The sequence below is a fragment of the Methylobacterium aquaticum genome (assembly GCF_016804325.1).
Taxonomy (GTDB): domain Bacteria; phylum Pseudomonadota; class Alphaproteobacteria; order Rhizobiales; family Beijerinckiaceae; genus Methylobacterium; species Methylobacterium aquaticum_C.
The window spans coordinates 3,972,143-3,994,602 of the sequence record NZ_CP043627.1; the positions used below are offsets into that span (position 1 = coordinate 3,972,143).

Annotated in this window: 26 protein-coding genes and 1 pseudogene; 15 read left to right on the forward strand and 12 right to left on the reverse strand. The window is 69.5% G+C overall.

The genetic code is table 11. The annotated features are described in order from the left end of the window. Positions 1-152 precede the first annotated feature (152 nt). The 3 genes from F1D61_RS17985 to F1D61_RS17995 all read left to right on the forward strand — a co-directional run bounded on the left by F1D61_RS17985 (position 153) and on the right by F1D61_RS17995 (position 2,086). Positions 153-1,094 (forward strand): 2-hydroxyacid dehydrogenase, encoded by a 942-nt coding sequence (locus F1D61_RS17985; protein WP_203153034.1) that lies wholly within the window; start codon positions 153-155, stop codon positions 1,092-1,094. Between the two features lie 268 nt (positions 1,095-1,362). Continuing rightward, complete coding sequence (locus tag F1D61_RS17990; RefSeq protein ID WP_203153035.1) at positions 1,363-1,596, forward strand: hypothetical protein; 234 nt, start codon at positions 1,363-1,365, stop codon at positions 1,594-1,596. A gap of 256 nt (positions 1,597-1,852) precedes the next feature. Next, a complete protein-coding gene (locus tag F1D61_RS17995) occupies positions 1,853-2,086 on the forward strand; it encodes a hypothetical protein (RefSeq protein WP_165085980.1) in 234 nt (77 codons plus the stop codon). Positions 2,087-2,130: 44 nt separating this feature from the next. On the opposite strand, the gene F1D61_RS18000 is transcribed toward F1D61_RS17995, so the two are convergent. The 6 genes from F1D61_RS18000 to F1D61_RS18025 all read right to left on the reverse strand — a co-directional run bounded on the left by F1D61_RS18000 (position 2,131) and on the right by F1D61_RS18025 (position 8,368). Next, a complete protein-coding gene (locus tag F1D61_RS18000; protein WP_203153036.1) occupies positions 2,131-2,340 on the reverse strand; it encodes a hypothetical protein in 210 nt (69 codons plus the stop codon). Positions 2,341-2,833: 493 nt separating this feature from the next. Continuing rightward, entirely contained in the window at positions 2,834-3,583 is a 750-nt protein-coding gene (locus F1D61_RS18005) for an FkbM family methyltransferase (protein ID WP_203153037.1), read from the reverse strand. Positions 3,584-3,614: 31 nt separating this feature from the next. Further along, positions 3,615-5,411, reverse strand: a complete 1,797-nt coding sequence (gene araD / locus F1D61_RS18010) for an L-arabinonate dehydratase (RefSeq protein WP_203153038.1) — start codon at positions 5,409-5,411, stop codon at positions 3,615-3,617. Positions 5,412-5,641: 230 nt separating this feature from the next. Then, positions 5,642-6,493 (reverse strand): ABC transporter permease, encoded by an 852-nt coding sequence (locus tag F1D61_RS18015; RefSeq protein WP_203159135.1) that lies wholly within the window; start codon positions 6,491-6,493, stop codon positions 5,642-5,644. Between the two features lie 70 nt (positions 6,494-6,563). Next, the gene (locus F1D61_RS18020; protein ID WP_203153039.1) at positions 6,564-7,328 is read right to left on the reverse strand and encodes an ABC transporter ATP-binding protein; all 765 of its coding nucleotides are present in this window, start codon (positions 7,326-7,328) and stop codon (positions 6,564-6,566) included. A gap of 14 nt (positions 7,329-7,342) precedes the next feature. Further along, entirely contained in the window at positions 7,343-8,368 is a 1,026-nt protein-coding gene (locus F1D61_RS18025) for an ABC transporter substrate-binding protein (RefSeq protein ID WP_203153040.1), read from the reverse strand. Between the two features lie 177 nt (positions 8,369-8,545). Between F1D61_RS18025 and F1D61_RS18030 the strand changes: the two genes are divergently transcribed. Continuing rightward, positions 8,546-9,241 carry a GntR family transcriptional regulator gene (locus F1D61_RS18030; protein WP_203153041.1) on the forward strand — a complete coding sequence of 232 codons (696 nt, stop codon included), beginning with the start codon at positions 8,546-8,548 and terminating at the stop codon, positions 9,239-9,241. A gap of 9 nt (positions 9,242-9,250) precedes the next feature. On the opposite strand, the gene F1D61_RS18035 is transcribed toward F1D61_RS18030, so the two are convergent. The 3 genes from F1D61_RS18035 to F1D61_RS18045 all read right to left on the reverse strand — a co-directional run bounded on the left by F1D61_RS18035 (position 9,251) and on the right by F1D61_RS18045 (position 10,526). After that, a complete protein-coding gene (locus F1D61_RS18035; RefSeq protein WP_203153042.1) occupies positions 9,251-9,676 on the reverse strand; it encodes a helix-turn-helix domain-containing protein in 426 nt (141 codons plus the stop codon). Further along, on the reverse strand, positions 9,658-9,945 hold the full coding sequence (locus F1D61_RS18040) for a type II toxin-antitoxin system HigB family toxin (RefSeq protein WP_203153043.1): 288 nt from the start codon (positions 9,943-9,945) through the stop codon (positions 9,658-9,660). Before F1D61_RS18040 ends, F1D61_RS18035 begins: the two co-directional genes overlap by 19 nt. A 131-nt stretch (positions 9,946-10,076) precedes the next feature. Further along, complete coding sequence (locus tag F1D61_RS18045) at positions 10,077-10,526, reverse strand: Lrp/AsnC family transcriptional regulator (RefSeq protein WP_203153044.1); 450 nt, start codon at positions 10,524-10,526, stop codon at positions 10,077-10,079. Positions 10,527-10,698: 172 nt separating this feature from the next. Here F1D61_RS18045 and F1D61_RS18050 point away from each other — a divergent pair, with 172 nt between their 5' ends. From F1D61_RS18050 to F1D61_RS18065, 4 genes and pseudogenes are all read left to right on the forward strand, one after another. Further along, positions 10,699-11,964, forward strand: a complete 1,266-nt coding sequence (locus F1D61_RS18050) for a D-amino acid dehydrogenase (protein WP_203153045.1) — start codon at positions 10,699-10,701, stop codon at positions 11,962-11,964. A gap of 348 nt (positions 11,965-12,312) precedes the next feature. Then, entirely contained in the window at positions 12,313-13,044 is a 732-nt protein-coding gene (locus F1D61_RS18055) for a DUF429 domain-containing protein (RefSeq protein ID WP_203153046.1), read from the forward strand. Beyond that, positions 13,041-13,556 (forward strand): NUDIX hydrolase, encoded by a 516-nt coding sequence (locus F1D61_RS18060; protein ID WP_203153047.1) that lies wholly within the window; start codon positions 13,041-13,043, stop codon positions 13,554-13,556. The genes F1D61_RS18055 and F1D61_RS18060 overlap by 4 nt, the downstream gene beginning before the upstream one ends. A 35-nt stretch (positions 13,557-13,591) precedes the next feature. Beyond that, a pseudogene (locus F1D61_RS18065) lies at positions 13,592-14,289 on the forward strand (carbonic anhydrase). A 187-nt stretch (positions 14,290-14,476) separates the two neighbouring features. On the opposite strand, the gene F1D61_RS18070 reads toward F1D61_RS18065, so the two are convergent. Further along, positions 14,477-15,220 (reverse strand): aspartate/glutamate racemase family protein, encoded by a 744-nt coding sequence (locus tag F1D61_RS18070; protein ID WP_203153048.1) that lies wholly within the window; start codon positions 15,218-15,220, stop codon positions 14,477-14,479. A gap of 17 nt (positions 15,221-15,237) precedes the next feature. Beyond that, complete coding sequence (locus F1D61_RS18075; protein ID WP_203153049.1) at positions 15,238-15,969, reverse strand: GntR family transcriptional regulator; 732 nt, start codon at positions 15,967-15,969, stop codon at positions 15,238-15,240. Between the two features lie 254 nt (positions 15,970-16,223). Here F1D61_RS18075 and F1D61_RS18080 point away from each other — a divergent pair, with 254 nt between their 5' ends. The 4 genes from F1D61_RS18080 (at position 16,224) to F1D61_RS18095 (ending at position 19,818) form a co-directional block, all read left to right on the forward strand. After that, on the forward strand, positions 16,224-17,234 hold the full coding sequence (locus F1D61_RS18080) for an ABC transporter substrate-binding protein (protein ID WP_203153050.1): 1,011 nt from the start codon (positions 16,224-16,226) through the stop codon (positions 17,232-17,234). Beyond that, positions 17,218-18,075, forward strand: a complete 858-nt coding sequence (locus F1D61_RS18085; RefSeq protein ID WP_203153051.1) for an ABC transporter permease — start codon at positions 17,218-17,220, stop codon at positions 18,073-18,075. Before F1D61_RS18080 ends, F1D61_RS18085 begins: the two co-directional genes overlap by 17 nt. Before the next feature lie 262 nt (positions 18,076-18,337). Next, complete coding sequence (locus tag F1D61_RS18090) at positions 18,338-19,108, forward strand: ABC transporter ATP-binding protein (protein WP_203153052.1); 771 nt, start codon at positions 18,338-18,340, stop codon at positions 19,106-19,108. After that, complete coding sequence (locus tag F1D61_RS18095; RefSeq protein WP_203153053.1) at positions 19,105-19,818, forward strand: maleate cis-trans isomerase family protein; 714 nt, start codon at positions 19,105-19,107, stop codon at positions 19,816-19,818. Before F1D61_RS18090 ends, F1D61_RS18095 begins: the two co-directional genes overlap by 4 nt. A gap of 447 nt (positions 19,819-20,265) precedes the next feature. Here F1D61_RS18095 and F1D61_RS18100 read toward each other — a convergent pair whose 3' ends face one another. Next, the gene (locus tag F1D61_RS18100; RefSeq protein ID WP_203153054.1) at positions 20,266-20,775 is read right to left on the reverse strand and encodes a ferritin-like domain-containing protein; all 510 of its coding nucleotides are present in this window, start codon (positions 20,773-20,775) and stop codon (positions 20,266-20,268) included. Between the two features lie 200 nt (positions 20,776-20,975). Here F1D61_RS18100 and F1D61_RS18105 point away from each other — a divergent pair, with 200 nt between their 5' ends. The 3 genes from F1D61_RS18105 (at position 20,976) to bla (ending at position 22,444) form a co-directional block, all read left to right on the forward strand. Continuing rightward, positions 20,976-21,161, forward strand: coding sequence for a hypothetical protein (locus F1D61_RS18105; protein WP_203153055.1), 186 nt, complete (start codon positions 20,976-20,978; stop codon positions 21,159-21,161). A 4-nt stretch (positions 21,162-21,165) separates the two neighbouring features. Continuing rightward, positions 21,166-21,387 carry a hypothetical protein gene (locus F1D61_RS18110; protein ID WP_203153056.1) on the forward strand — a complete coding sequence of 74 codons (222 nt, stop codon included), beginning with the start codon at positions 21,166-21,168 and terminating at the stop codon, positions 21,385-21,387. A gap of 166 nt (positions 21,388-21,553) precedes the next feature. After that, positions 21,554-22,444 carry a class A beta-lactamase gene (gene bla, locus F1D61_RS18115; RefSeq protein WP_203153057.1) on the forward strand — a complete coding sequence of 297 codons (891 nt, stop codon included), beginning with the start codon at positions 21,554-21,556 and terminating at the stop codon, positions 22,442-22,444. Positions 22,445-22,460 lie beyond the last annotated feature (16 nt).

Here is a 22,460-nt window from a genome sequence, read left to right on the forward strand (position 1 = left end):
TCCAGAAGTCTCCGAGCGAACTGGAGCCCTCTTTCGAGGCTCCTTTCAGTCGCACGCGATCCTCGATCGCCAGCACCTCAGGATGAGGTTGTGATGGGACATTCCACCTCCTTCCCGAATTCGATGACACCTCTGCCCGAACAGATCTGACGATGGACCGCCTTCCCTGCGTGCTCTTGAGCGCGACCACCGACCTGCGCGGCTTGTTCGGCGCGGCGCTCGCCGAGATCGCCGATCACGTCGAGATCGTGGATCACCCCGCGCCGAACCCCGAGCGGGTGCGCCTGGCCCTGGGCTGGCGCCCGCCGGCCGACGCACTGGCGCGCTACCCCAACCTCGCCGCCCTGTGCTCGATCGCGGCGGGGGTCGACAATCTCCTCGCCTGCCCCGGTCGGCCGCCGGACCTGCCGGTGGTGCGGGTGGTCGATCCCGATCAGGCGCGGGCGATGTCGGGCTTCGTGCTCTGGCACGTCATCGGCCACCAGCGCCGTTTCGCGGCTTACGCCGACAACCAGCGCGACCGGATCTGGCGCCGCCTCTATCCGCGGGATGCGAGCGCGGTGCCGGTCGGGATTCTCGGCTACGGGAAGATCGGCCGGCGGGTCGCCGGTGATCTCGCTGCCCTCGGCTTCCCGGTGCGGGCCTGGAGCCGCACGCCGCAAACGGCCGATCCCGGCGTCACCCATCATCACGGCCCGGACGGGCTGGCAGGGATGCTCGGCGACACGGAAGTCCTGGTCAACCTGCTGCCGCTGACGCCGGAAACCCGCGCCATTCTCGATACGCGCCTCTTCTCGTCCCTGCGTTCCGGTGCCTTCCTCATCCAGGTCGGCCGCGGCGAGCACCTGGTCGAGGCCGATCTCCTGGCGGCGCTCGAGTCCGGCCGTCTCGCGGGTGCCGCCCTCGACGTGTTCGCCACCGAGCCGCTGCCGCCCGCGCACCCGTTCTGGGACCATCCGGCGATCCGCATCACCCCGCACGAGGCCTGCGAGGCGAGCCCCCAGGCCGTCGCCCGCACCCTGCTCGCCGCGGCCGACGCGGTGCGCGAGGGAAGGCTGCCGCCGGATACCGTCGATGCGGCAAGGGGCTACTGACGATCGGAGTCGGACGGGGCTGGGCCCGACCGTCACGGTGGCGGATCGGGGCGGCAGCGCGGTGCGCGCCTATGCGGGGCCGGACTTCACGCGGGTGCGATGAGCCGCAGCGATCCGGCAGATCGCCGTTACGCATCGTTAACCATTCGAGATGCAGGATCGCTGTGGCCGAGTTGACACGTCGCAGCGATTATTTCGGGCGGGTGGCTTCGTTTCGTCGTGTTGCGGGGATAAGCTCCGCCACGGCTCACGGCCTTGGGGGATGGACATGCTCGGGACAGTGACGGCCTTCCTGGCGATCCTGATGGTTCTGGCCCTGCGCAACCTCGCCAAGGCGGCGTTGATGCCGGTCTATGCCGTGCGCGACATCCACCGCGGCCGCTACGTCCGCGGGCTGGTGCTGCTCTCCTGCTCGGGCCTCGCCGCCTGGTCGATCTGGGCGATGACCCACACCGCGCCGCGCAAGGCCGCCCCGGTGGCGGCGGTGATGTATACCGGCTGATCGCCGGGCCGCTCCTCTCGTTGTCCTGCAATGCGGCATCGACGCTGGCGCTTCGCGCTGGCGTTCGACGGCGTTCGGGCCCATATCCTCGTTCGCGTCGCGCGCCCGCCCCTCCGAGGCAGGCCCCCGACGAGGCGCCCGAAGGACCGCCATCGTCCGATCGATCCTCCCCCTCGCGGCGCGGGCCGCCTGTCGGCGTGGCCCCCCGGTCGCGCCGTCGCGCCGTGTGCCCCGCCGCCAAGAAGAGTCAACGACCATGCTGCGTTCGAAGCAGAAGCCGAAAGTGCAGGACACGGGCTACGTCCTGTTCGACGTCTACTACGAGGACGGCTCGCGCCGCTCCAACCGCCGGGTGCCCCGGACCGCCACCCTCGAGCACGACGTCGACGGCGCCGTCCGCCAGGTGATCGAGGAGCAGGACCGCGACATCGCCGAGAAATCCGGCAAGCCCCCGCTCGCCATCACCAAGATCGTGCGCTCGGCCGATTGAGCCGGCCGACGGATCGGTGCCGGCCCCGGGCCGGCATCCGCCCTCTATCGTTTGGGGCCGACCCTCGCGGCGGAGGGTTTCGACAGATCGCGGCGGAGCCGCTTGAGCTCCGCATCGTCCCGCGCGCACAGGTCGTGACGCGTCATCGCATCGAGAAGGCGCTGCGTCCGGTCCGGCGCGCCGGCCTGGGCCGCTCCGGTGAGCCACAGCGTGCCGAGCATCGCCGCCATACCGATCCCGATCCGACCGCCCATGCCGCTCTCCCGTGCAACCCGATCCCTGCGTCGCGCACGAGGCGTAAAGGACTTCCCAACGGCGCGGACATCGACGTGACTGCTGGAGCGGCAGCGTCGGCTGAACCTTAAGAAATCAGAAATCCTTCCCTCAACATCATGCTTAGAGCCCGTTTGAGCAGCGTGATTTGACAAAAACTGAGAAAAATCAGGAGATATCCTACCATTCCACCTCATCCTGAGGTGTTAGTCGATTGCAGATCGACTGACCTCGAAGGAGGGCTCCAGAAGCCTCGGCGATCCCTGGAGCCCTCCTTCGAGGCTCACTTTGTTCGCACCTCAGGATGAGGTTAGCGGGTAGGATGATCCCGTCCGCCTCAAATATTAGATAGAAATCCTGCTCAAACAGGCTCTGAGGTGTCAGCCCATCTCCGATGGACTGACACCTCAGGACGAGGCCGCGAATGGGATTGAAAAACCAATGCGATGGTGCGCTCGCAACTCAAACGAACCTTCAGGTCCGGAGAACCGCGTAGACATCCCCGGAATTCGCCGCCTGCGGCAGCGCCATCAGATGCGCCGCCATGTCGTCGCGGCCGATCGGGCGCCCGAAGCGCAACACCTGGCTCTCGCCGAGTGCGACATCGAACCCGTAGGGGCCGAGAGCCGCCAGCCGGTCGAGGCAGCGGAGCGCCACGTCCCTGGCGATGGTGGTGAACTCGAAGGACAGCGCGGGCAGCGGCTCGGAGAGCCCCGCCAGCACCCGGTCCTCGAAGCCCTCGACATCGATCTTCACGAAGGCCGGGCGCCCGTGCTCGGCCATCAGCCGGTCGAGGGTCGTGGCCGGCACCGTGATCGTCCGGTCCCAGACCTGCCCCTCCCAGCCCGGCGCGGCCGCCGCCCCGGCGACGAACTCGGCCGAGACCGAGGAGACGGTCGGGTTCGCCGAGTTGAGGTGGAACACGACCTCGCCGGCCTCGTCGCCGACCGCCGCCGCGACCAGCGTCACGCCCGCGTCGCGGCCGTGGAGCAGGCGGAGCGCCCGGTGCGGCCCGGGCTGCGGCTCCAACGCCACGACCCGGGCGCCGAGGCGCCGGAAGGCCGCGACGCGATCCCCGACATGGGCGCCGACATCGAACACCAGGTCGCCCGGCCGTACGAGGCGGGCGTAGAGCGCCTCCATGGCGGCGTGGGGGGCGCCCGCCCCGCGGTAGAGCCGTAGCGAGCGGCCGGTCGCGGCAGCGGTTCCCTTGGGGCGGGTCATCGTCGTGCTCCGGGTTCTCGCCCGGTCCGTATCAGTAGATCGCCGGCTCGGGCACCGGGGCGCCGTACTCGGTGCGCAGGAAGTCGAAGTCGCAGCCCTCGTCCGCCTGCTGGATGTGGCGCGAGAACATCACGCCGTAGCCGCGCTCGTAGCGCGGCGCCGGCGGGGTCCAGGCGGCGCGCCGCTGCGCCAGTTCCTCGTCCGAGACCTCCATGCGGATCGCCCTTGCCTCGACGTCGACGCTGACGATGTCGCCGGTGCGGAGCAACGCCAGCGGCCCGCCGATGAAGGATTCCGGCGCGACGTGAAGCACGCAGGCGCCGTAGCTGGTGCCGCTCATCCGCGCATCCGACAGGCGCAGCATGTCGCGGTGACCCTCTTTCAGGAGCTTCTTCGGCATCGGCAGCATGCCCCATTCCGGCATGCCCGGCCCCCCCTGCGGTCCGGCATTGCGCAGCACGAGCACGTGGTCGGCGGTGACGTCGAGAGTCTCGTCGTCGATCGCGGCCTTCAACGACGGGTAATCGTCGAAGACGAGCGCCGGGCCCGAATGCTTGAGGAAGCGCTGGTCCATCGCCGCCGGCTTGATGACGCAGCCGCTCGGCGCCAGGTTGCCCTTCAGCACCGCCAGCGAGCCCTGGCCGTAGACCGGGTTCGACAGCGGCCGGATCACGTCCGCATCGTGGACCTTGGCGCCCTCGATCGTCTCGCCGAGCGTTCGGCCGCTGACCGTCAGGCAGTCGAGATGCAGGTGCTCGCGGATCTCGTTCATCAGCGCCCGGATGCCGCCGGCGTAGAAGAAGTCCTCCATCAGGTAGGTGTTGCCGCTCGGGCGGACGTTGCCGATCACCGGCACGATGCGGCTGTAGCGCTCGAAATCGTCGAGGCCGATGGCGTGGCCGGCCCGGCGCGCCATGGCGATCAGATGGATGATCGCGTTGGTCGAGCAGCCCATCGCCATCGCGACCGCGATGGCGTTCTCGTAGGCCTCCCGGGTCTGGATCCGCTGGGGTGTCAGATCCTCCCACACCATGTCGACGATGCGCCGGCCGGATTCCGAGGACAGCCGGATATGGCCGGCATCGGCCGCCGGGATCGACGAGCCGCCGGGCAGCACCATGCCGACGGCCTCGGCGATGGCCGTCATGGTCGAGGCCGTGCCCATGGTCATGCAGGTGCCGTAGGAACGGGCGATGCCGCCCTCGATCCCGAGCCAGTCCTGGTCGGTGATCTTGCCGGCGCGGAGTTCATCCCAGTACTTCCAGCTGTCGGAGCCGGAGCCCAGCACCTTGCCCTGCCAGTTGCCGCGCAGCATCGGGCCGGCCGGGATGTAGATCGCCGGCAGGTTCATGCTGGTGGCGCCGAGCAGCAGGCCCGGCGTGGACTTGTCGCAGCCGCCCATCAGCACCGCGCCGTCGACCGGGTGGGAGCGCAACAGCTCCTCGGTCTCCATCGCCAGCATGTTGCGGTAGAGCATGGTGGTCGGCTTGACGAAGCTCTCGGAGACCGAGATCGCCGGGAGTTCGACGGGAAAGCCCCCCGCCATCAGGATCCCGCGCTTCACGTCGTCGACGCGGTGCTTGAAGTGGGCGTGGCAGGGCTGGAGGTCGGACCAGGTGTTGAGGATCGCGATGACCGGTTTGCCGGTCCATTCCTCCGGGGCGTAGCCCATCTGCATCGCGCGGGAGCGGTGCCCGAAGGAGCGCAGGTCGGCCGGGCCGAACCAGCGGGCGGAGCGCAAGGAGGCGGGGTCGCGGCGCACGACTTGCGGGCCGTCCGGGATGGTGCCGGGTTCGAGGTCGGGCGGGGGGAGCGGGTCGCGGGCCATGGTTTTCGGCTCCTGTTGGTTTCGTTCGTTCCGTTGCCGGGGCGCGCCGCCGTGAACCCTCCCCCCTCTGCGGGGGAGGGTGGCCCGCGGAGCGGGCCGGGAGAGGGGCAGCGCGACGCTGTTCCAGGTGGCGCCCTTCATGAGGGTCGCGACCTTTCCGGAAGCGGCGTCCCCTCTCCCGCCCGGCTCCGCCGGGCACCCTCCCCCGCAGAGGGGGGAGGGTTGGGAACTCAGTGCTGCAAGCCCCATTTCTGCACCGTCCGCCGCTCCAGCGTGCGGAAGATCAGGTTCTCGACCACGAGGCCGATGATGATCACGGTGAGCAAGCCCGCGAACACCGCCGGTATGTCGAGGAGGTTGCGGTTCTCGAAGATGAACCACCCCAGTCCCCCCGCCCCCGACGACACGCCGAAGACCAGTTCCGCCGCGATGAGCGTGCGCCAGGCAAAGGCCCAGCCGATCTTGAGGCCGGTGAGGATCGACGGGAAGGCCGCCGGGATCAAGATCTTGCTGACGTAGGGGAGCCCCTTGAGACCGTAATTGCGCCCGACCATCCTGAGCGTGTTCGACACGCCGCGGAAGCCCGAATGGGTGTTGAGCGCCACCGCCCACAGCACCGAGTGGACCAGCACGAAGACCAGGCTGCCGTTGCCGAGGCCGAACCAGATCAGCGCCAGCGGTAGCAGCGCGATGGCCGGCAGGGGATTGAACATCGCCGTCATCGTCTCGAGGAAGTCGGTGCCGATGCGGGTCGAGATCGCCAGCATGGTCAGCGTCGCGGCGAGCAGGATGCCGGCGACGTAGCCCATCAGCAGCACCTTGATCGACGACAACGCCCGGCTCGGGATCGTGCCGTCGATCGTCTGGTCGTAGAGCGTCGTGACGGTGTCGGAGAAGGTCGGGAACAGGAGCGGGTTGTCGAGGATCCGGGCATAGACCTCCCAGACCAGCGCCAGCACGACGATGATCACGGTCTTGCGGACGAAGCCCGAGTTCCACAGGATCTCCGCGGTGCCGAGCTGGCGCTCGACCGCGCCGTCGGCGGCGGGCGCCGCCTCGCTCATGATGATGCGGGCCGGCATGGCGGGGCGCGTTGGGGTGCCCGTCGTGGTGCTCGCCGTGGTGCTCATGGGTTGCCTCCTCGACGGGCGATCAGTGATGCGCGGGTTCGTCGGAAAACAGCAGGTCGTGGATCTGCTGTTCGAGCTGGCCGGCGCTGCCGTCCTGGGCCGAGACCTTGTCGACGTCGCGCACCTCGGCCTTGACCCGGCCCGGATGGGGCGAGAGCAGCAGGATGCGGTTGCCGATCTTGATCGCCTCGGCGATCGAATGGGTGACGAACAGCACCGTGAACTTGGTCTCCTCCCAGAGCTGCAGCAGCTCGTCCTGGCAGGTGCGCCGGGTGAGCGCGTCGAGGGCCGCGAAGGGCTCGTCCATCAGCAGGATGTCGGGCTCCATCGCCATGCCGCGGGCGATGGCGACGCGCTGCTTCATGCCGCCCGAGAGGGTGTGGGGATAGCTGTCGATGGCCCGCGTCAGGCCGACCTTCTCGATATAGGCCCGCGCCCGCTCCTCGGCCTCGCGGCGGCTCATCTTGCGGGCGTTGAGGAGCGGGAAGGTGACGTTCTCCAGCACCGTCTTCCAGGGCAGGAGCTGATCGAATTCCTGGAAGACCATCATCCGGTCGGCGCCGGGCTCCTTGACCACCCGGTCCTTGATGCGGATCTCGCCCTCGCTCGGATGCAGGTAGCCGCCCACCGCCTTGAGCAGGGTGGACTTGCCGCAGCCGGACGGGCCGAGCAGCACGAAGCGGTCGGAGGTGTCGACCTGGAAGCTGACGCGCTCGGTCGCGGTGACGAGCACGTTGGGGGTCTTGTAGCGGAGCGTGACGCCGCGGACGTCGAGGAGGGCGGTCATGCTATGTCCTCCCCTCAGCTGCCGCTGAGGTCGTGAGCGACCGGCAGGTAATAGTCGGTCCAGGCCTTCGGCTTAGTTCGCAGGGTACCGATCCGCCCGAGATGCTCGGCGAACCGCATCGTCCCTTGCGGCTGGAGGTTGAACTCCATCATGCCGGGTTCCTTCAGGTAGCCCAGCAGGTCCTCGGCGCTGGTCTTGTCGCCGGTCACCTCGCGGTAGATCTCGACTGCTTGGCGCGTATCCCGGCGGATGAGATCTTGAGCCTCCTCGGAAGCCGCGCGCACGGCCTGGACGATCTTCGGGTTGGCGTCGGCGAACTTGGTGGTGGTGAAGAACTGGCCTTGCGTCAGCGGCCCGCCGACGATGTCGGGCGAGCGGGCGACGATGTGGGCGCCGGGCACATTGCGCAACTCGACGTACTGGAACGGCGGCGCCGCGAAATGGGTCTTGATCTCGTGGGTCGGGTTGGCGAGCGCGATCGCCGCGTCGGGATGGCCGAGCTGCACGGTGTTGGCGTCGAGCCGGCCGGACTGGTCGGCGCCGTAGGCCTCGCCCGCCGCCATCTGCAGGAGGATCGCCTGCGTCGAGACCTTCACGGTCGGCACCGCGACCTTGTCGCCGGGCGCGATGTCCTTGATCGTCTTGATCTTCGGGTCGCGGCTGACGAGCAGCAGCGGCAGCGCCGAGGTGGCGACGATGCCCTTCACCCCGCCCCGCGTCCGGTCCCAGAGCAGCAGCAGGTTGCCGGTGCCGGTATTGACGATGTCGACGTTGCCGGCGAGCAGCGCGTCGGTCTGGCTGCCGCCGCCGGTGAAGGTGAGCCACTTCGTCTTGATGCCGGGCACGCCCAGCCGCTCGGCGTGCTTCTCGATCAGCCCCTGCTTCTCGATGACGTGGGTCGGCAGGTAGATGATGCCGGGCTGGCGCGTGATCGCGATCTCGCTCTTCTGCTGCGCCAGGGCCGGGACCAGGCCGGACAGGACAGCGCCGGCAGCGAGAAGGCCCGCCGCGAAGACGCGGCGTGCGGGCGAGTGGATCATGGGCGTTCTCCCGAGGTCGCCTGTCGCCGGCGACGGGCGCATGCCAGCCGGTTGTTAGTGTTTGGCCTGACCCCTTCACTAAAATGGTAATGCATTAGTATGTCAACCGGGATCGGGCCGTGCTAGGCTCGTGCCCGAGGGCCGCAATCCTCGCGTCGTCACCCTTCGAGTTCGATCATGAACGCCGTCTTCGCCGGTGCGCAGCGTCTGCGCGACCGCTCGCGCCACGCCGCCCCGCAGGTCTTCGACCTCATCCGGGAGAAGATCGTCTCGCTCGATCTCGCGCCCGGCACGGTGCTGTCGCGGCCCGAGTTGCAAGCGAGCTTCGGCTTGAGCGCCACCCCGATCCGCGACGCGCTGCTGCGGCTCCAGGAAGAGGGACTGGTCGACATCTTCCCGCAATCGTCGACGGTGGTGAGCCGCATCGATCTCGCGGGCGCCCGCCAGGCGCAGTTCCTGCGCCGCGCCGTCGAGCAGGAGGTGGTCCGCACCCTGGCACAGGCGCCCGACCGGGCGCTGCTGGCCCGCCTCCAGGCCTTCGTGGCCGAGCAGGCGATCTTCGCCGAGGAGGGCGATTTCGCCCGGCTCTCGGCCAGCGACGAGGCCTTCCACCGCACCCTGTGCGAGGCCGCCTCCGTCCCCCACCTGTGGGACCTGATCCGCCGCCGCAGCGGCCATATCGACCGCCTGCGCCGCCTGCACCTGCCAGTGGAGGGCAAGGCGCAGCAGATCGTCGCCGATCACCGGCGGATCGTGGCGGCGCTCGGCGAGGGAACACCGGAGGCGGCGCAGGAGGCCCTGCGCGATCACCTGTCGAAGTCGATCGCGCTCGGCGACGAGATCCGGGCGCGGTGGCCGGCGTATTTCGCGTGAAGCGCAGGCTCAGAAGAACGTCGCCGGGCTGACGCTGAAACGCTCCGACAGGCGCGCGATCTGGTTCTTGTTCACTTCGCGCTTGCCGCTCAGGATTTCCGAGACGACGCCCTGGCTGCCGATCTCTGGCAGGTCGCCCTGCTTGAGTCCGTGCTGCTCCATCAGCAGGCGCAGCACCTCGGCCGGCGGCGCGTCGGGCCGGGGGGACGTGGCATCCTCGTAAGCGGCGATGAATTCGCCGAGGAGACCGAGGAGTGGGGCTAAGGCGTGGCCTTCGTCACCCGCCCCGGCGTCGATGAGGCCGTTCATCGCGGCGACTGCTACCTCATACTGTTCATCGTCGGCGATCGGGTGCAGCGGAACTTGCCGCGTGATGACCTCGAAATGATGGGTGAGCGTGGCGACGTCGTCGCGGCTCAGGGGCAGGCATCCCATGCGTCGTACTCCTTATGCGTGAACACATGCCGTACAAACATTTTTTGTGTGTTGAAATGAATAGATGTGACGATGCGGTATTTGTTGCCACCAACATCAAATACGTAAAAACTTTTCACTCGATCCGTTGCATTAAAGACCGCCTTCAATTCCGCAAAATTCGAAAACGCATTTGCCTCTATGATCTTGCGCCATGCCTGAAGCGGCTTCGCGGCAGCCGCGTGGACCACCGCAAATTCAAGAAGCTTCTTGTTCGAGATGACGCGCATCCTGTCAGGGATCTCCCGCTTAAAGCCTTTGCGACCTCGAAGCCGCGCATCCACCTCAAAGCGTTGGACTGGACGAATGGCGAACCGAACATTAGAGCAAATAGTATCTCATTTTGAGATTTCGTCAAGCCCTACCCCCGCCCCACCACCGTCCGGATCGCGAAGCTCGACTGGATCCGCGCCACCCCCGGCAGGCGCGACAGCACCTCCTTGTGCAGGCGCTCGTAATCGCCGGCATCCGCCACCTCGATCCGCATCAGGTAATCGGACAGGCCGGTCATCAGGTAGCAGTCGCGCACCTCCGGGCAGCGGCGCACCGCCGCCTCGAAGCGGTTGAGCGATTCCTCGGTCTGCCGCTCCAGGGTGATCTGGGTCAGCACCACCATGTGATGCTCGCGCTCGTCGGCCTCGATCAGGGCGGTGTAGCCGCGGATGGTGCCGTTCTGTTCGAGCAGCCGCAGGCGGCGCAGGCAGGCCGAGGGCGACAGGCCGACCTTGACGGCGAGATCGGCGTTGCTGATGCGCCCGTCGTCGCGCAGGACGCGCAGCATGCGCGCGTCGATCTCGTCCCGTCCGGCCATCACGCAAGATCCTGTCGTCAAGCCGCAGATCATGCCGTGTGATAGCATGAAGTCGCAGATCCTGCGCCAGTCCGGCGGGAAATTCGGCGATCCTTGCGCGACACTCTGAACATCGACCGGGCGCCGGGTCGGGCATGGACACCGCAGGGCGCGACTCAAGGAATTTTTCGCGATGCGCGTTCTGATCCTCGGCGGCGGCGTGGTCGGCATCACCTCGGCCTACTACCTCGCCAAGGCCGGCCACCAGGTCACGGTGCTCGATCGCCAGCCGGGCGCCGGCCTCGAGACCAGCTTCGCCAATGCCGGCCAGGTCTCGCCGGGCTACTCGGCGCCGTGGGCCGCCCCGGGCATCCCGGTCAAGGCGATGAAGTGGCTGATGATGCGCCACCGCCCGCTGGTGCTGTGGCCGAGCCTGGAGCCCAAGCTCTACGGCTGGCTTGCGCGCATGCTGGCGAACTGCACCGAGGATGCGTATCGCCGCAACAAGGGCCGGATGGTGCGGCTCGCCGAGTACAGCCGCGACGTGCTGCGCGACCTGCGCACCGAGACCGGCATCACCTACGATCACCGCGAGAAGGGCACGCTCCAGCTCTTCCGCACCCAGAAGCAGCTCGACCATGTCGGCGACGATACCGGCGTGCTCGACGAGTACGGCGTGCCCTACGAGGTGCTGGACCCCGCCGGCTGCATCGCGGCCGAGCCGGCGCTGGCCCGGGTCGCCGGCTCCTTCGTGGGCGGCCTGCGCCTGCCGGGCGACGAGACCGGCGACGCGCATCTCTTCACGCAGCGCCTCGCCGTGATCTGCGAGAGCATGGGCGTCACGATCCGCTACGGCGCGACGATCACCTCGCTTCGCCAGGAGGGCGGCCGGATCGCCGGCGTGGGCCTCGCCGGCGGCGAGGTGCTGACGGCGGACACGTACGTCGCCGCCATGGGCAGCTACACCCCGATGATGCTGAAGCCGCTCGGCATCGAGATCCCGGTCTATCCGGTGAAGGGCTATTCCCTGACCCTGCCGATCACGAATGCCGAGGCCGCCCCGGTCTCGACCGTGATGGACGAGACCTTCAAGGTGGCGATCACCCGGCTCGGCGACCGCATCCGGGTCGGCGGCACGGCGGAACTCGCCGGCTTCAGCAACGCCCTGCGAGGCCCGCGCCGGGCGACGCTCGAGCGCTCGGTCCTCGACCTCTTCCCGCAGGGCGGCGACGTCTCCCAGGCGAAGTTCTGGACGGGCCTGCGCCCGATGACTCCGGACGGCACCCCGATCGTCGGCGCCACGGCCTACGACAACCTCTACACCAATACCGGCCACGGCACGCTCGGCTGGACCATGGCCTGCGGCTCGGGCCGCCTGCTCGCCGACCTGATCGGCGGCCGGGCGCCGGAGATCGACCATCAGGACTTGGCGGAGTCGCGCTACGCCAAGGCGGCGTGACGCGCATTGTCCCGCCGGCCAATCTGACATCCTCAGGGTCATCCCGGGGCCGCGATGCGGAGCCCGGGATCCGTATGCCCTGTCGCGGCCTCGACGTGAACGCATCCCACGACGGCAAGCCGTCTTACCCCACCCAGAACCTCATCCTGAGGTGTTAGCCGATTGAAAATCGGCTGACCTCGAAGGAGGGCTCCAGAAGTCTCAGTGATGTCTGGAGCCCTCCTTCGAGGCTCACTCCGTTCGCACCTCAGGATGAGGTCGCGGGTTGGAAGAACGATCTCGGCAAAGGCACGCCTCGCGACAACCGCCCTCCCCGCCCTAGATCCCGCCCAGAGCGGGGAACGGCGCATGACGTGGGTCGCGGGGGTGGACGGGTGCCCGGGCGGCTGGGTCGCGGTCTTCGGGCCGAGCGACGGCGACTCCGAAGACATCCGCATCCGGGTCCTGCCGAGCCTCGCGGCGATCTGCGACGCCCCGGAAGCTCCGACGATCGTGGCGGTCGACATCCCGATCGGCCTGCCCGACCGGGTCGGCCCCGGCGGCCGCACCGCCGAGGTCCTGGTGCGGGCGCTGCTGGGTCCGCGGCGCGCCTCGGTCTTCCCGACCTCATGCCGCAGCGTGGTCTACGCGCCCGACTATACCGCCGCCATCGCCCTGTCGCGTCGGCCCGAGACCCAGCCCTTCGCCCCCTCCCCGCCGGCCAACGCCCTCTTCCCGCGCATCCGCGAGGCGGACGCCCTCCTGCGCACCCGGCCCGGGTTGCAGGCGCGGGTCTACGAGGTCCATCCGGAACTCGCCTTCCAGGGCCTCCACGGCGGCACGCCCCTGCCCCACGCGAAGCGCAAGCCCGAGGGCGCGGCCCTGCGGCGCGGCCTCCTCGCCCGCGCCGGCCTGCCGGCGGACCTCGTGCCGCCGCGCGGCGCCAAGCCCGACGACCTCCTCGACGCCCTGGCGGCGCTCACCGTGGCGCGGGCCATCGCCAAGGGCTGCGGGGTGTCCTATCCCGATCCGCCGGAGCGCGACGCCCACGGCCTGCCGGCCGCGATCTGGACGCTTCCCCTCAACGAGGCCACCCCATGACCGACATGCCCACCCGCGACATCGCCCGCGCCCTGGTGCTCGACCCGAAGGGCCGCCTCCTCCTGATCGCCTACGAGGCCTCGCGCGACGTCGATCCGGGCCGGCCGGGGGACCGGACGTTCTGGTTCATGCCCGGCGGCGGCATCGAGCCCGGCGAGACGCCCGAGGAAGCCTGCCGGCGCGAGCTGGAGGAGGAGATCGGCGTGAAGGATGCGCCGCTCGGGCCCCAGGTCGCGCGCTGCGACGGCGCCTTCACCCTGTTCAACAAGCCGCGCTTCGCCCGCGAGCGCTACTTCGTGGTCCGGCTGCCCGACGACACCGTCGATACCAGCCGGCTGGCCGAGACCGAGGACAACCCGGTCTACGGCACCCGCTGGTGGCCGCTCGACGAACTCGCCGCGACCGGGGAGCGGGTCGAGCCGCAAGGGCTCGCCGCCCTGGCCAAAAGGCTCATGGCCGGCGAGGCGATCCCCGAGGTGGTGACGTTGTCCTGGGGGCCTGGCGCGGCGTAAGCCTGTCGCAGACCCTTGATCAAGGAACGCGACCCATGGCCGACGCGACCCCGTTTCCCGAAGCGCTCACGGAGGGCTACCGCGCCTTCCTCGACGACCGGTTCGTGCGCGAGCAGGACCGCTACGCCAGCCTCGCCGAGGGGCAGAGCCCCGAGATCCTGATCATCAGCTGCTGCGACAGCCGGGTCTCGCCGGAGGTGATCTTCGACGCGCGGCCGGGCGAGCTGTTCGTGGTGCGCAACGTCGCCAACCTGGTCCCGCCCTTCGAGACCGGCGGCGAGTATCACGGCACCTCGGCGGCGCTCGAATTCGCCGTCCAGGCGCTCAAGGTGAAGCACATCGTGGTTCTGGGCCACGCCCGCTGCGGCGGCGTGCGCGCCTATGCGGATGACGCGGCGCCGCTCTCGCCGGGCGACTTCATCGGCCGCTGGGTCTCGCTGATCCGCCCGGCGGCGGAGGCGCTCGGCGACGAGCCGCGGGGGCCGATTACCTCGAGCAGCTCGAATTCGCCACGGTGGCGAACAGCCTGCGCAACCTGATGACCTTCCCGTGCGTGAAGATCCTGGTCGAGCGCGGCAAGCTCCGGCTCCACGGCGCGCATTTCGGCATCGCCACCGGGCAGTTGCGCATCCGCGACCCCGAGACCGGCGAGTTCCGCCTCGCCGAGCCGGACCGGGCGGCGGGGGCGACCAAGCTGATCCGCTGCCAGGACGAGGCGGGCAGCGGCGGCTGAGCCGTCCGACGACCCAGCCGCGCCCAAGATATCGGTCAAGACACCGGACCCTGCCCGGGCCCGGTCATATGAAATCCGATTGATTGCTTCGCAATGCGGATTTCGGCTTCGCTCAGGTGTGTGAAGCCTACGGCTTCACCGCGCGGGCTTTGATACGAAATCCGGAAGTGATCTTCCGGATTTCGTATCAATCCGCCCGTCCGATCCGCGCCGCCAGGGCCGGCGCGAGACCGCTGCTCGGCTTCGCGTCCGGCCGGCGGAAGGTGCCGGCCGTGGCCTTGCGGGGCGCCTGCGCGACGATGGCCTCGGCGAGCTTGACCGCCGCCACCACCTGATCGACCACCGGCACCGGCAGACGGTCGCGCACCCGGGCGCCGAGGCCCGACAGCGGCGCGCCGGCGAAGATCAGCACGTCGGCGCCGTCCTCCTCGACCGCCGCGTGCGCGAGGTCGATCAGCTGCGCCTCCTTCTCCTCCTGGACGCCCGACAGGGTCCCGAAGCGGCCCTCCAGCGCCCGCACGCCGGCGCAGCGCTGGCCCAACCCGTGCGCGGCGACGGTTTCCTCGTACCAGGGCACCAGGGCGCGGGCGAAGGTGACGAGGCCGAACCGGCGGCCGAGCAGGCAGGCCGACAGCATCGCCGCCTCGGCGAGGCCGATCACGGGATGATCGAACAGCTCGCGGGCGCCGAACAGGCCCGGATCGCCGAAGGCCGCGATGATCGCGGCATCGACCGGCGGCGCCTCGGCCAGCATCTCCAGCGCGATGGCGCCGCCGATCTGCGCCTCGGCCCGGGTCGCGATGTAGGGCACGCCCCGCGGCGCCGTCAGGGCGAGGATCTCGGTGCCGGGAGCGGCGGCGGCAGTGCCGGTGGCGCGCATCAGCTCGGTCACGTCGCGGCTGGTATTGGGGTTGAGAAGCAGCAGGCGCATCGGGATTCTTTCCAAGGTCAGGCGGCATCCGGCCGGGCGAGGCCGGCGAGCAGGGCCGTGCCGGTATGGCCGACATGGTCGGCGAGCAGCCGGCCCGCGCCCGCCGCGTCGCCGGTCTCGAAGGCGGCCAGGATCGCCCGGTGCTCGGCGACCGATTCGTCCCAGCGTGCCCGGCTGTCGAGGGCCCGGCGGCGGGCGATCTCGGCCCGGGCGTGCAGGGCCTCGTGCGCCTCCCGCAACGGACCGTTGCGGGCGCAGGCGACGATCAGCGCGTGGATCTGCTGGTTGAGGGCGAAATAGGGGGCGAGCGCCCCGGCGGCGTGATGCGCCTCCATCTCGACTTGCAGCCGGCGCAGCCGCTCCAGCTCGGCGGGGGTGATGCGCGCGGCCGCCAGCTCCGCCGCCGCCCGCTCGATGGCGGCGATGGCCTCGAACAGCTCGGTCACGGCCTGCGCGTGCAACTCGGCCACCCGGGGCGAGCGGTTGGGGCGCAGCTCCACCAGCCCCTCGACGGCGAGGAGCTTCAGCGCCTCGCGCAACGGCGTGCGCGAGATGCCGAGCGCCACCGACAGATCGGTCTCGACCAGCGCGCCGCCGGGCGGCAGCGTGCCCGCCACGATCAGCCCGCGCAGGCGCTCCACCGCCTGGTCGTGCAGGCCGCGCCGCGGCGAGAGGGCGGCGGCCTCCAGCAGCACGGGTTTGCGCGGGCGTCCAGGGGAGCGCCGGGGCGGGCGCCGGACCGGGTCCATGCCTGTCCTCTCCATCATCGTCGAGGCTGGACCATAGCCGCTCCGGCCGGCAGCGGGCGCATCAATTCCAGGCAATTCTGCTGCCTGCATCGGCATTTGGCATCAATTGCATGCAGAGCACGAAAAATGCGTTGCGCCTCGCCCGAGCCCGTCACACCCTGATCCCGCGGCGCTTCCCGGCGTCGCCCGCTCCTCGAGAGCCACCTCATCGCCCGGACCGCCTCCGGCGCTCCCGCACAGCGAGGTCACCGATCATGCGCCGCCATCTCGGCCCCCTGCTGGCCGCCGCCCTCTGGTCCGTCTCGCCCGGATTCCTCGCGCCGGCCGCCGCCCAGGATGCGCCGGTGAAGGTGGGTTACGCCAAATGCGCCCATTGCCTGCCGGTCGCCCTGCTGCCGGGGCTGGCCAAGGGCGCGACGATCGATGCCACCGGCTTCAATTCCGGCAACGACGTGCTGACGGCGCTCATCGCGAAAAGCCTCGATGTCGCGCAGGTCACCTACCTCCACTACGTCACCGCCCTCGACAAAGGCTTCGACATCGTGGCGGTCGCCGGCGAGGTGAATGGCGGCTCGGAATGCCTCTCCGCTAAGGCGCTGAACCTGAAGGCCGACGACTGGGCCGGGTTCAAGGCGGCGGTGGAGAAGGCGAAGGCGGCGGGCACCCCGCTCAAGGTCGCGGCCTCCCGCGGCAACGCGCAGGACATCCACATGCGCGGCGCCTTCCTCAAGCAGGGCATCAATCCGAACAAGGACGTGCAGTTCGTCAACATCCCGAACCCGTCCGACCACCTCGCGGCGATGCAGCGGGGCGAGATCGACATGGTCTGCTCGGTCGAGCCCTTCGCCTCGCAGATCCGCATGGCCGGCGCCGCGGAGCGCTTCGTGCTGCCCTACGACCAGGCGGCCGGCAACCTGACCAACCTGATCGTCACCCGCTCGGACGTGATCGCCAAGAACAGGGCCGGCGTGCAGGCGGTGGTCGATGCCGACGTGGCCCTGGTCGAGACGCTCAAGGCCGACAAGGGGGTCTGGGTCGACGTCATCAACCAGAAGACCGGCCTGTCGAAGGAGGTCGCCGCCGCGGCGATCCAGAACGCCGAGCCCGACTACCGGATGCACCGGGGCAAGACACTCGCCATCGCGGCGATGATGCGTGACTTGAAGTACATCAGCCGCGACGTCTCGGCGGATGTCGAGAAGCACATGGACTTCTCGTTCCTGGAGGCCGCCACCAAGAAGACCCGCGATGGCCTCGGCTACTGAGACCGCGCCGCTCGCGCCCGCGGCCCCCGCCCGCCGGCTGCCCCGGCGCCTCGTCGCCTTCGCCGAGCGGGCGGCCCTGCCGCTCCTCCTCGTCGCCGGCTGGGAGGCCTTCGCCCGCTCCGGCGCCCTGCCGGCGGCGCTCCTGCCCGCCCCCACCGCCGTGCTGCACGCGCTGGGCGACTGGCTCTTCGGGATCGACGAGAGCACCCAGACCTATTCCGGCCACTGGGTGCCGGATGCACTGGCGAGCCTGACCCGGGTCGCGGCCGGCTACGCCATCGCGGCGCTCTCGGCGGTTCTGATCGGGGTCGCGATCGGCTGGTGGCGGCTCGTCGAGCGCACCGTCGAGCCGACCTTGCAGATGCTGCGGCCGATCCCGCCGGTCTCGTGGATTCCGCTCGCCATCATCTGGTTCGGCATCGCCGACAAGCCGGCGATCTTCCTGGTCTTCCTCGGCGCGTTCTTCCCCGTCCTGATGAACACGATCCACGGCGTGCGCGGGGTCGACCGCAACCTGATCCGGGCCGGCGCGATGATGGGCGCCTCCGAGCGCCAGCTCCTCACCGACATCGTGCTGCCGGCCGCCCTGCCGTCGATCTTTTCCGGGCTTCGCATCGCCATCGGCTCGGCCTGGATGCTGACGGTGACCGCCGAGATGGTCGCGGTGAAGAGCGGGCTCGGCTACGTCCTGTGGGATTCCTACTACTTCCTGCGCTACGACATCGTGCTCGCCGCGATGATCTCGATCGGGCTCCTCGGCTACCTGTCCGATCTCGGCCTCAAGGCGCTGATGGCCTCGGTGCTGCACTGGCAGAAGGGCACGACGGTGCAGGGGCGGTGAGCCGCCCCTCCCCTTCCACGCCTATCGGATTCACATTTCTCTTCTGAGATCTAACCGATTGAAAAGGAATGCGCTTTCCCCTCCCCCCTGTGGGGAGGGGTTAGGGGTGGGGGTGGTGCCGGAGAAGCCTTGCGCTTGACGCGGCACCACCCCCACCCCCTGCCCCTCCCCACAAGGGGGAGGGGAGTCGCGCTACTTTCAAAGGGTGAGAGCGATCAGACCGAGATCTGTGAATGCGATAGCCTTCCCTGCGGAGACTCCCATGAGCGCGATCGACCTCGCCGACGTCCAGAAAGTGTTTCGCGACCGCGACGGGCGCGACCTCGTGGCGGTGGACCGCACCCGGGCCACGATCGAGGCCGGCGAGTTCGTCTGCCTGCTCGGGCCCTCGGGCTGCGGCAAGTCCACCCTGCTCAACATGATCGCCGGCTTCGAGGCGCCGACCTCCGGCGAGGTTCGCGTCGCGGGACGGCGGGTCGAGCGGCCAGGCGCCGATCGCGGCGTGGTGTTCCAGCAGCCGACGCTGATGCCCTGGCTCACCGTGATCGACAACGTCGCCTTCCACCTCAAGCTGAAGGGGATGGCGAAACCCGAGCGGCACGAGCGGGCGAAGACCTTTATCGACCTCGTCGGGCTCACCGGCTTCGAGCGGCACTACCCGGCGGAGCTGTCGGGCGGCATGAGCCAGCGGGTCGGCATCGCCCGGGCGCTCCTGATGAACCCGGCGGTGATCCTGATGGACGAGCCCTTCGCGGCCCTCGACGCCCAGACCAAGATCGAGATGCAGGAGGAGCTGGTGACGATCTGGCAGAGGGTCGGCGCCACGGTCGTCTTCGTCACCCATTCGGTCGACGAGGCCCTGGTGCTGGGCAACCGCATCGCCGTGATGAGCCGGCGCCCGGGGCGCATCCGCGAGTTCATCCCCTTCGACCTCCCCCGGCCGCGGGACGTGACGAGCCCGGACTTCAACGACATGAAGCGCCGAGTGCTCACGATGATCCGCGAGGAATCGAGCCGGAAGGCCGCGGCATGATCCGGCTCGGGATGCTGACCCCGTCCTCGAACACCCGGCTCGAGCCGGCGACCGCGGACCTTCTCCACGACACGCCCGACATCACCGCGCATTTCGCGCGCTTTCGCGTCACCGCAATCACCCTGTCGGCGGCGGGGCTCGGGCAGTTCGACGAGGCGCCGATCCTGAACGCGGCGGGGCTCCTCGCCGACGCCAAGGTGGATGCGATCGCCTGGAACGGCACCTCGGCGGCCTGGCTGGGCTTTCCCCGCGACGAGGCCCTGTGCGCCCGGATCACCGAGGCCACCGGCATCCCGGCGGCGACCGCCGTGCTCGGCTTCCGCGAGGCCTTCACGCGCGCCGGCATCCGGCGGGTCGGCCTCGTCACGCCCTATACCGGCGACGTGCAGGCGAGGATCCAGGCCAATTGGGCGGCGGCCGGGTTCGACTGCACGGCCGAGCGGCATTGCGGCCTGTCCGACAACTTCTCCTTCGCGGAGGTGCCGGATTCGGAGGTCGCCGCGATGGCCCGGGCGGTGGCGGCCGAGGGCGCCGAGGCGATCGCGATCGTCTGCACCAACATGGCCGGGGCGGCGATGGTCGAGGCGCTGGAGGCCGAACTCGGCATCCCGGTCTACGATTCCATCGCCGTCACCCTGTGGGCGTCCTTGCGGGCGGCGGGGGCCGATCCCGGCCGGATCGTCGGCCAGGGCGGGTTATTCCGGCTCTGACGATCTACTTTTACGCGCGTGGTCGCTTTATCCTACCCACACTCTCATCCTGAGAGCCTGTTTGAGCAGCGTGATTTGACGAAAACTGAGGAGAATCAGGAGATATCCTACCCTTCCACCTCATCCTGAGGTGCCGCGTAGCGGCCTCGAAGGAGGGCTCCAGAAGCCTCTGCGATCCCTGGAGCCCTCCTTCGAGGCTCACTTCGTTCGCACCTCAGGATGAGGTTAGTGGGTAGGATGATCCCGCCTGCCTCAAATATTGGGTAGAAATCCTGCTCAAACAGGCTCTGAAGTGTCAGTCGGTCTGCGATCGACTGACCGCGAAGGAGGGCTCCAGGAATCTCGGAGGCTCCCGGAACCCTCCTTCGAGGCCGCTACGCGGCACCTCAGGATGAGGGTGTGGATGGAAGAGTGATACGAGACCGCTGAGTGAACATCTCTCGAACCTCAGCGATCCGCCTTGCCGCCGCCGAGCGTCAGTTCGAGATAGCGCCGGGTCGTCGGCCGCACGAGGTCGGCCATCTTTTGCGCCATCGCCAGCTCTTCCTTCAAGGACATCTCGAAGGCCGGCAGCCGGGCGCTCTCGCCCGCGGCCTCCGCCAGGGTGATCAGCGCGTCGTAGGCCGCCGCCTCGTAGTTCTCGAAGGCGCGGTTGGCGAAGGCGTTCTTCAGGATCTCGTCCTGGGCCGGCGTGTGGGCGAGCGCCGCCATGTTGCCCATGAAGCCGAGCACGCCCTCCTTCAGGGTCGAGGGGCTCTCGGACATCGCCGCCAGCGCCTCGTCGAGGCGGTCGCGCTGGCCGTGCGTCTCGGTGATGTGGCGGCGCAAAGCCGCCTCCATGTCGGGATAGCGCTCCAGCCGCTCGACCTGCCGCTCCATGATCTGGAGCGCCTGCAATTCGAGGGCGTGGGTGTTCTTCAGGGCGGTCACGTAGAGCGAACGGACGTCCTCGGCCATCGGGGGGCTCCTTCCTGTCGGGGTATCTGGTGTCTGCGGCCAACGCCCTTCGCCATCGCCGGTTCGCCTCGGATACTCATACTGTGACAAAGTATCCGAAGAGGCCGGACCGGCACGGAACGCCGGCAGGCCGCCGACGTTGGTCGCCCTCATCGGCGAGGGTTCCGAACGCTCCGCCGCCATCCGACAGGGAGATCGCCATGACCGCGTCACCGCCCCCCGTCCCGCCGGCCAACCGCTCGGACAAGGGCCCCGGCAGCGCCGAGCGCGCCCCGACCGAGGCCGGAGCCAAGAGCGCGGGCCAGGCCAGGGATCCGGACAAGATCGGACAAGCCGGGAACTCGAAGGTGAACACCACCCACCAGGGCCATCAGCAGGATCGGTGACCGCATGAGCACCTCGCACAAGACCGACGCCGCCAACCGCCACCATGGCGGCCCCGGCAGCAGCCACCAAGCTCCCGGCCGGCCCGATCCCACGGCCAAGGACGGACCGAACCTGGGCGCGGCCACCAGCGACAGCCGCTCCCACGTCTCGGGCGGCGGCGGTGAGCACGACCGGCACCATACCCACGATCCCGATCGCAAGGGGCATTCGCCGCGCTCGCATTGAGGCCGGCGGCGCCCGATCCGGATCGCCGGGAGGCATCCTTGCGGTTAAGGATGTTTCCCGTGAAACGGAGGCGGGCGCCCCGATCCGGCCACGGCCTCAGCGCGATATCGCCAAGGTCGGGTCGCACAGGAGCATCCCTGACGAACCGCGCGTAGGGAGCCCGCCCATGTCTCACGCCGCCCTCCAGCCCGGCCTCACCCGCCGCGCTGCCCTGATCGGCGCGGCGCTCGCCGCCTGCGCCGTCCGGAGCGCCGAGGCCGCGGAGGATGCCGCCGCCAGGCTCGCGCAGCTGGAGCGGCGCGACGGCGGCATGCTCGGGGTCGAGGTGCGCGACACCGCCACCGGCCGGCGCTTCGGCCACCGGGCCGACGACCGCTTCCCGCTATGCAGCACCTTCAAGGCGGTCGCCGCCGCCGCGGTGCTGGCCCGGGCCGACAAGGGCCAGGACGACCTCAACCGGCGGATCGGCTACACCCGCGACGCCCTCCTCAGCTATGCCCCGGTCACCGCCAAGCATGTCGAGACCGGCATGACGCTGGCGGAACTCTGCGCCGCCGCCGTGGTGTGGAGCGACAACACCGCCGCCAACCTGATGCTCGAGACGCTCGGGGGGCCGGCGGGCATCACCGCCTTCGCCCGCGCCCACGGCGACACCGTCACCCGGCTCGACCGCACCGAGCCGACCCTCAACACCGCGATCCCCGGCGACCCGCGCGACACGACGAGCCCGGCAGCCATGGTCGGCCTCCTCGACACCATCCTCCTCGGCCGGGCCCTCTCGGCGGAGTCGCGCGCCCGGCTCACCGGATGGATGCACGAGAGCACGACCGGCCTGAAGCGCCTGCGCGCCGGCCTGCCGGACGGGTGGCGCACGGCCGACAAGACCGGCACCGGCGACAACGGCACCGCCAACGTGGTGGCGCTGATCCACCGGCCGGACGGTGCGCCGATCCTCGCCGCGGTGTATCTCACCGGATCGCCGGCCGAGCCCGCCGCGCGCGACGCCGTGCATGCCGAGGTGGGCCGGCTGATCGCCCGGAGCTTCCCCGGCGCCTGAAAGGGCCCGGATTGCC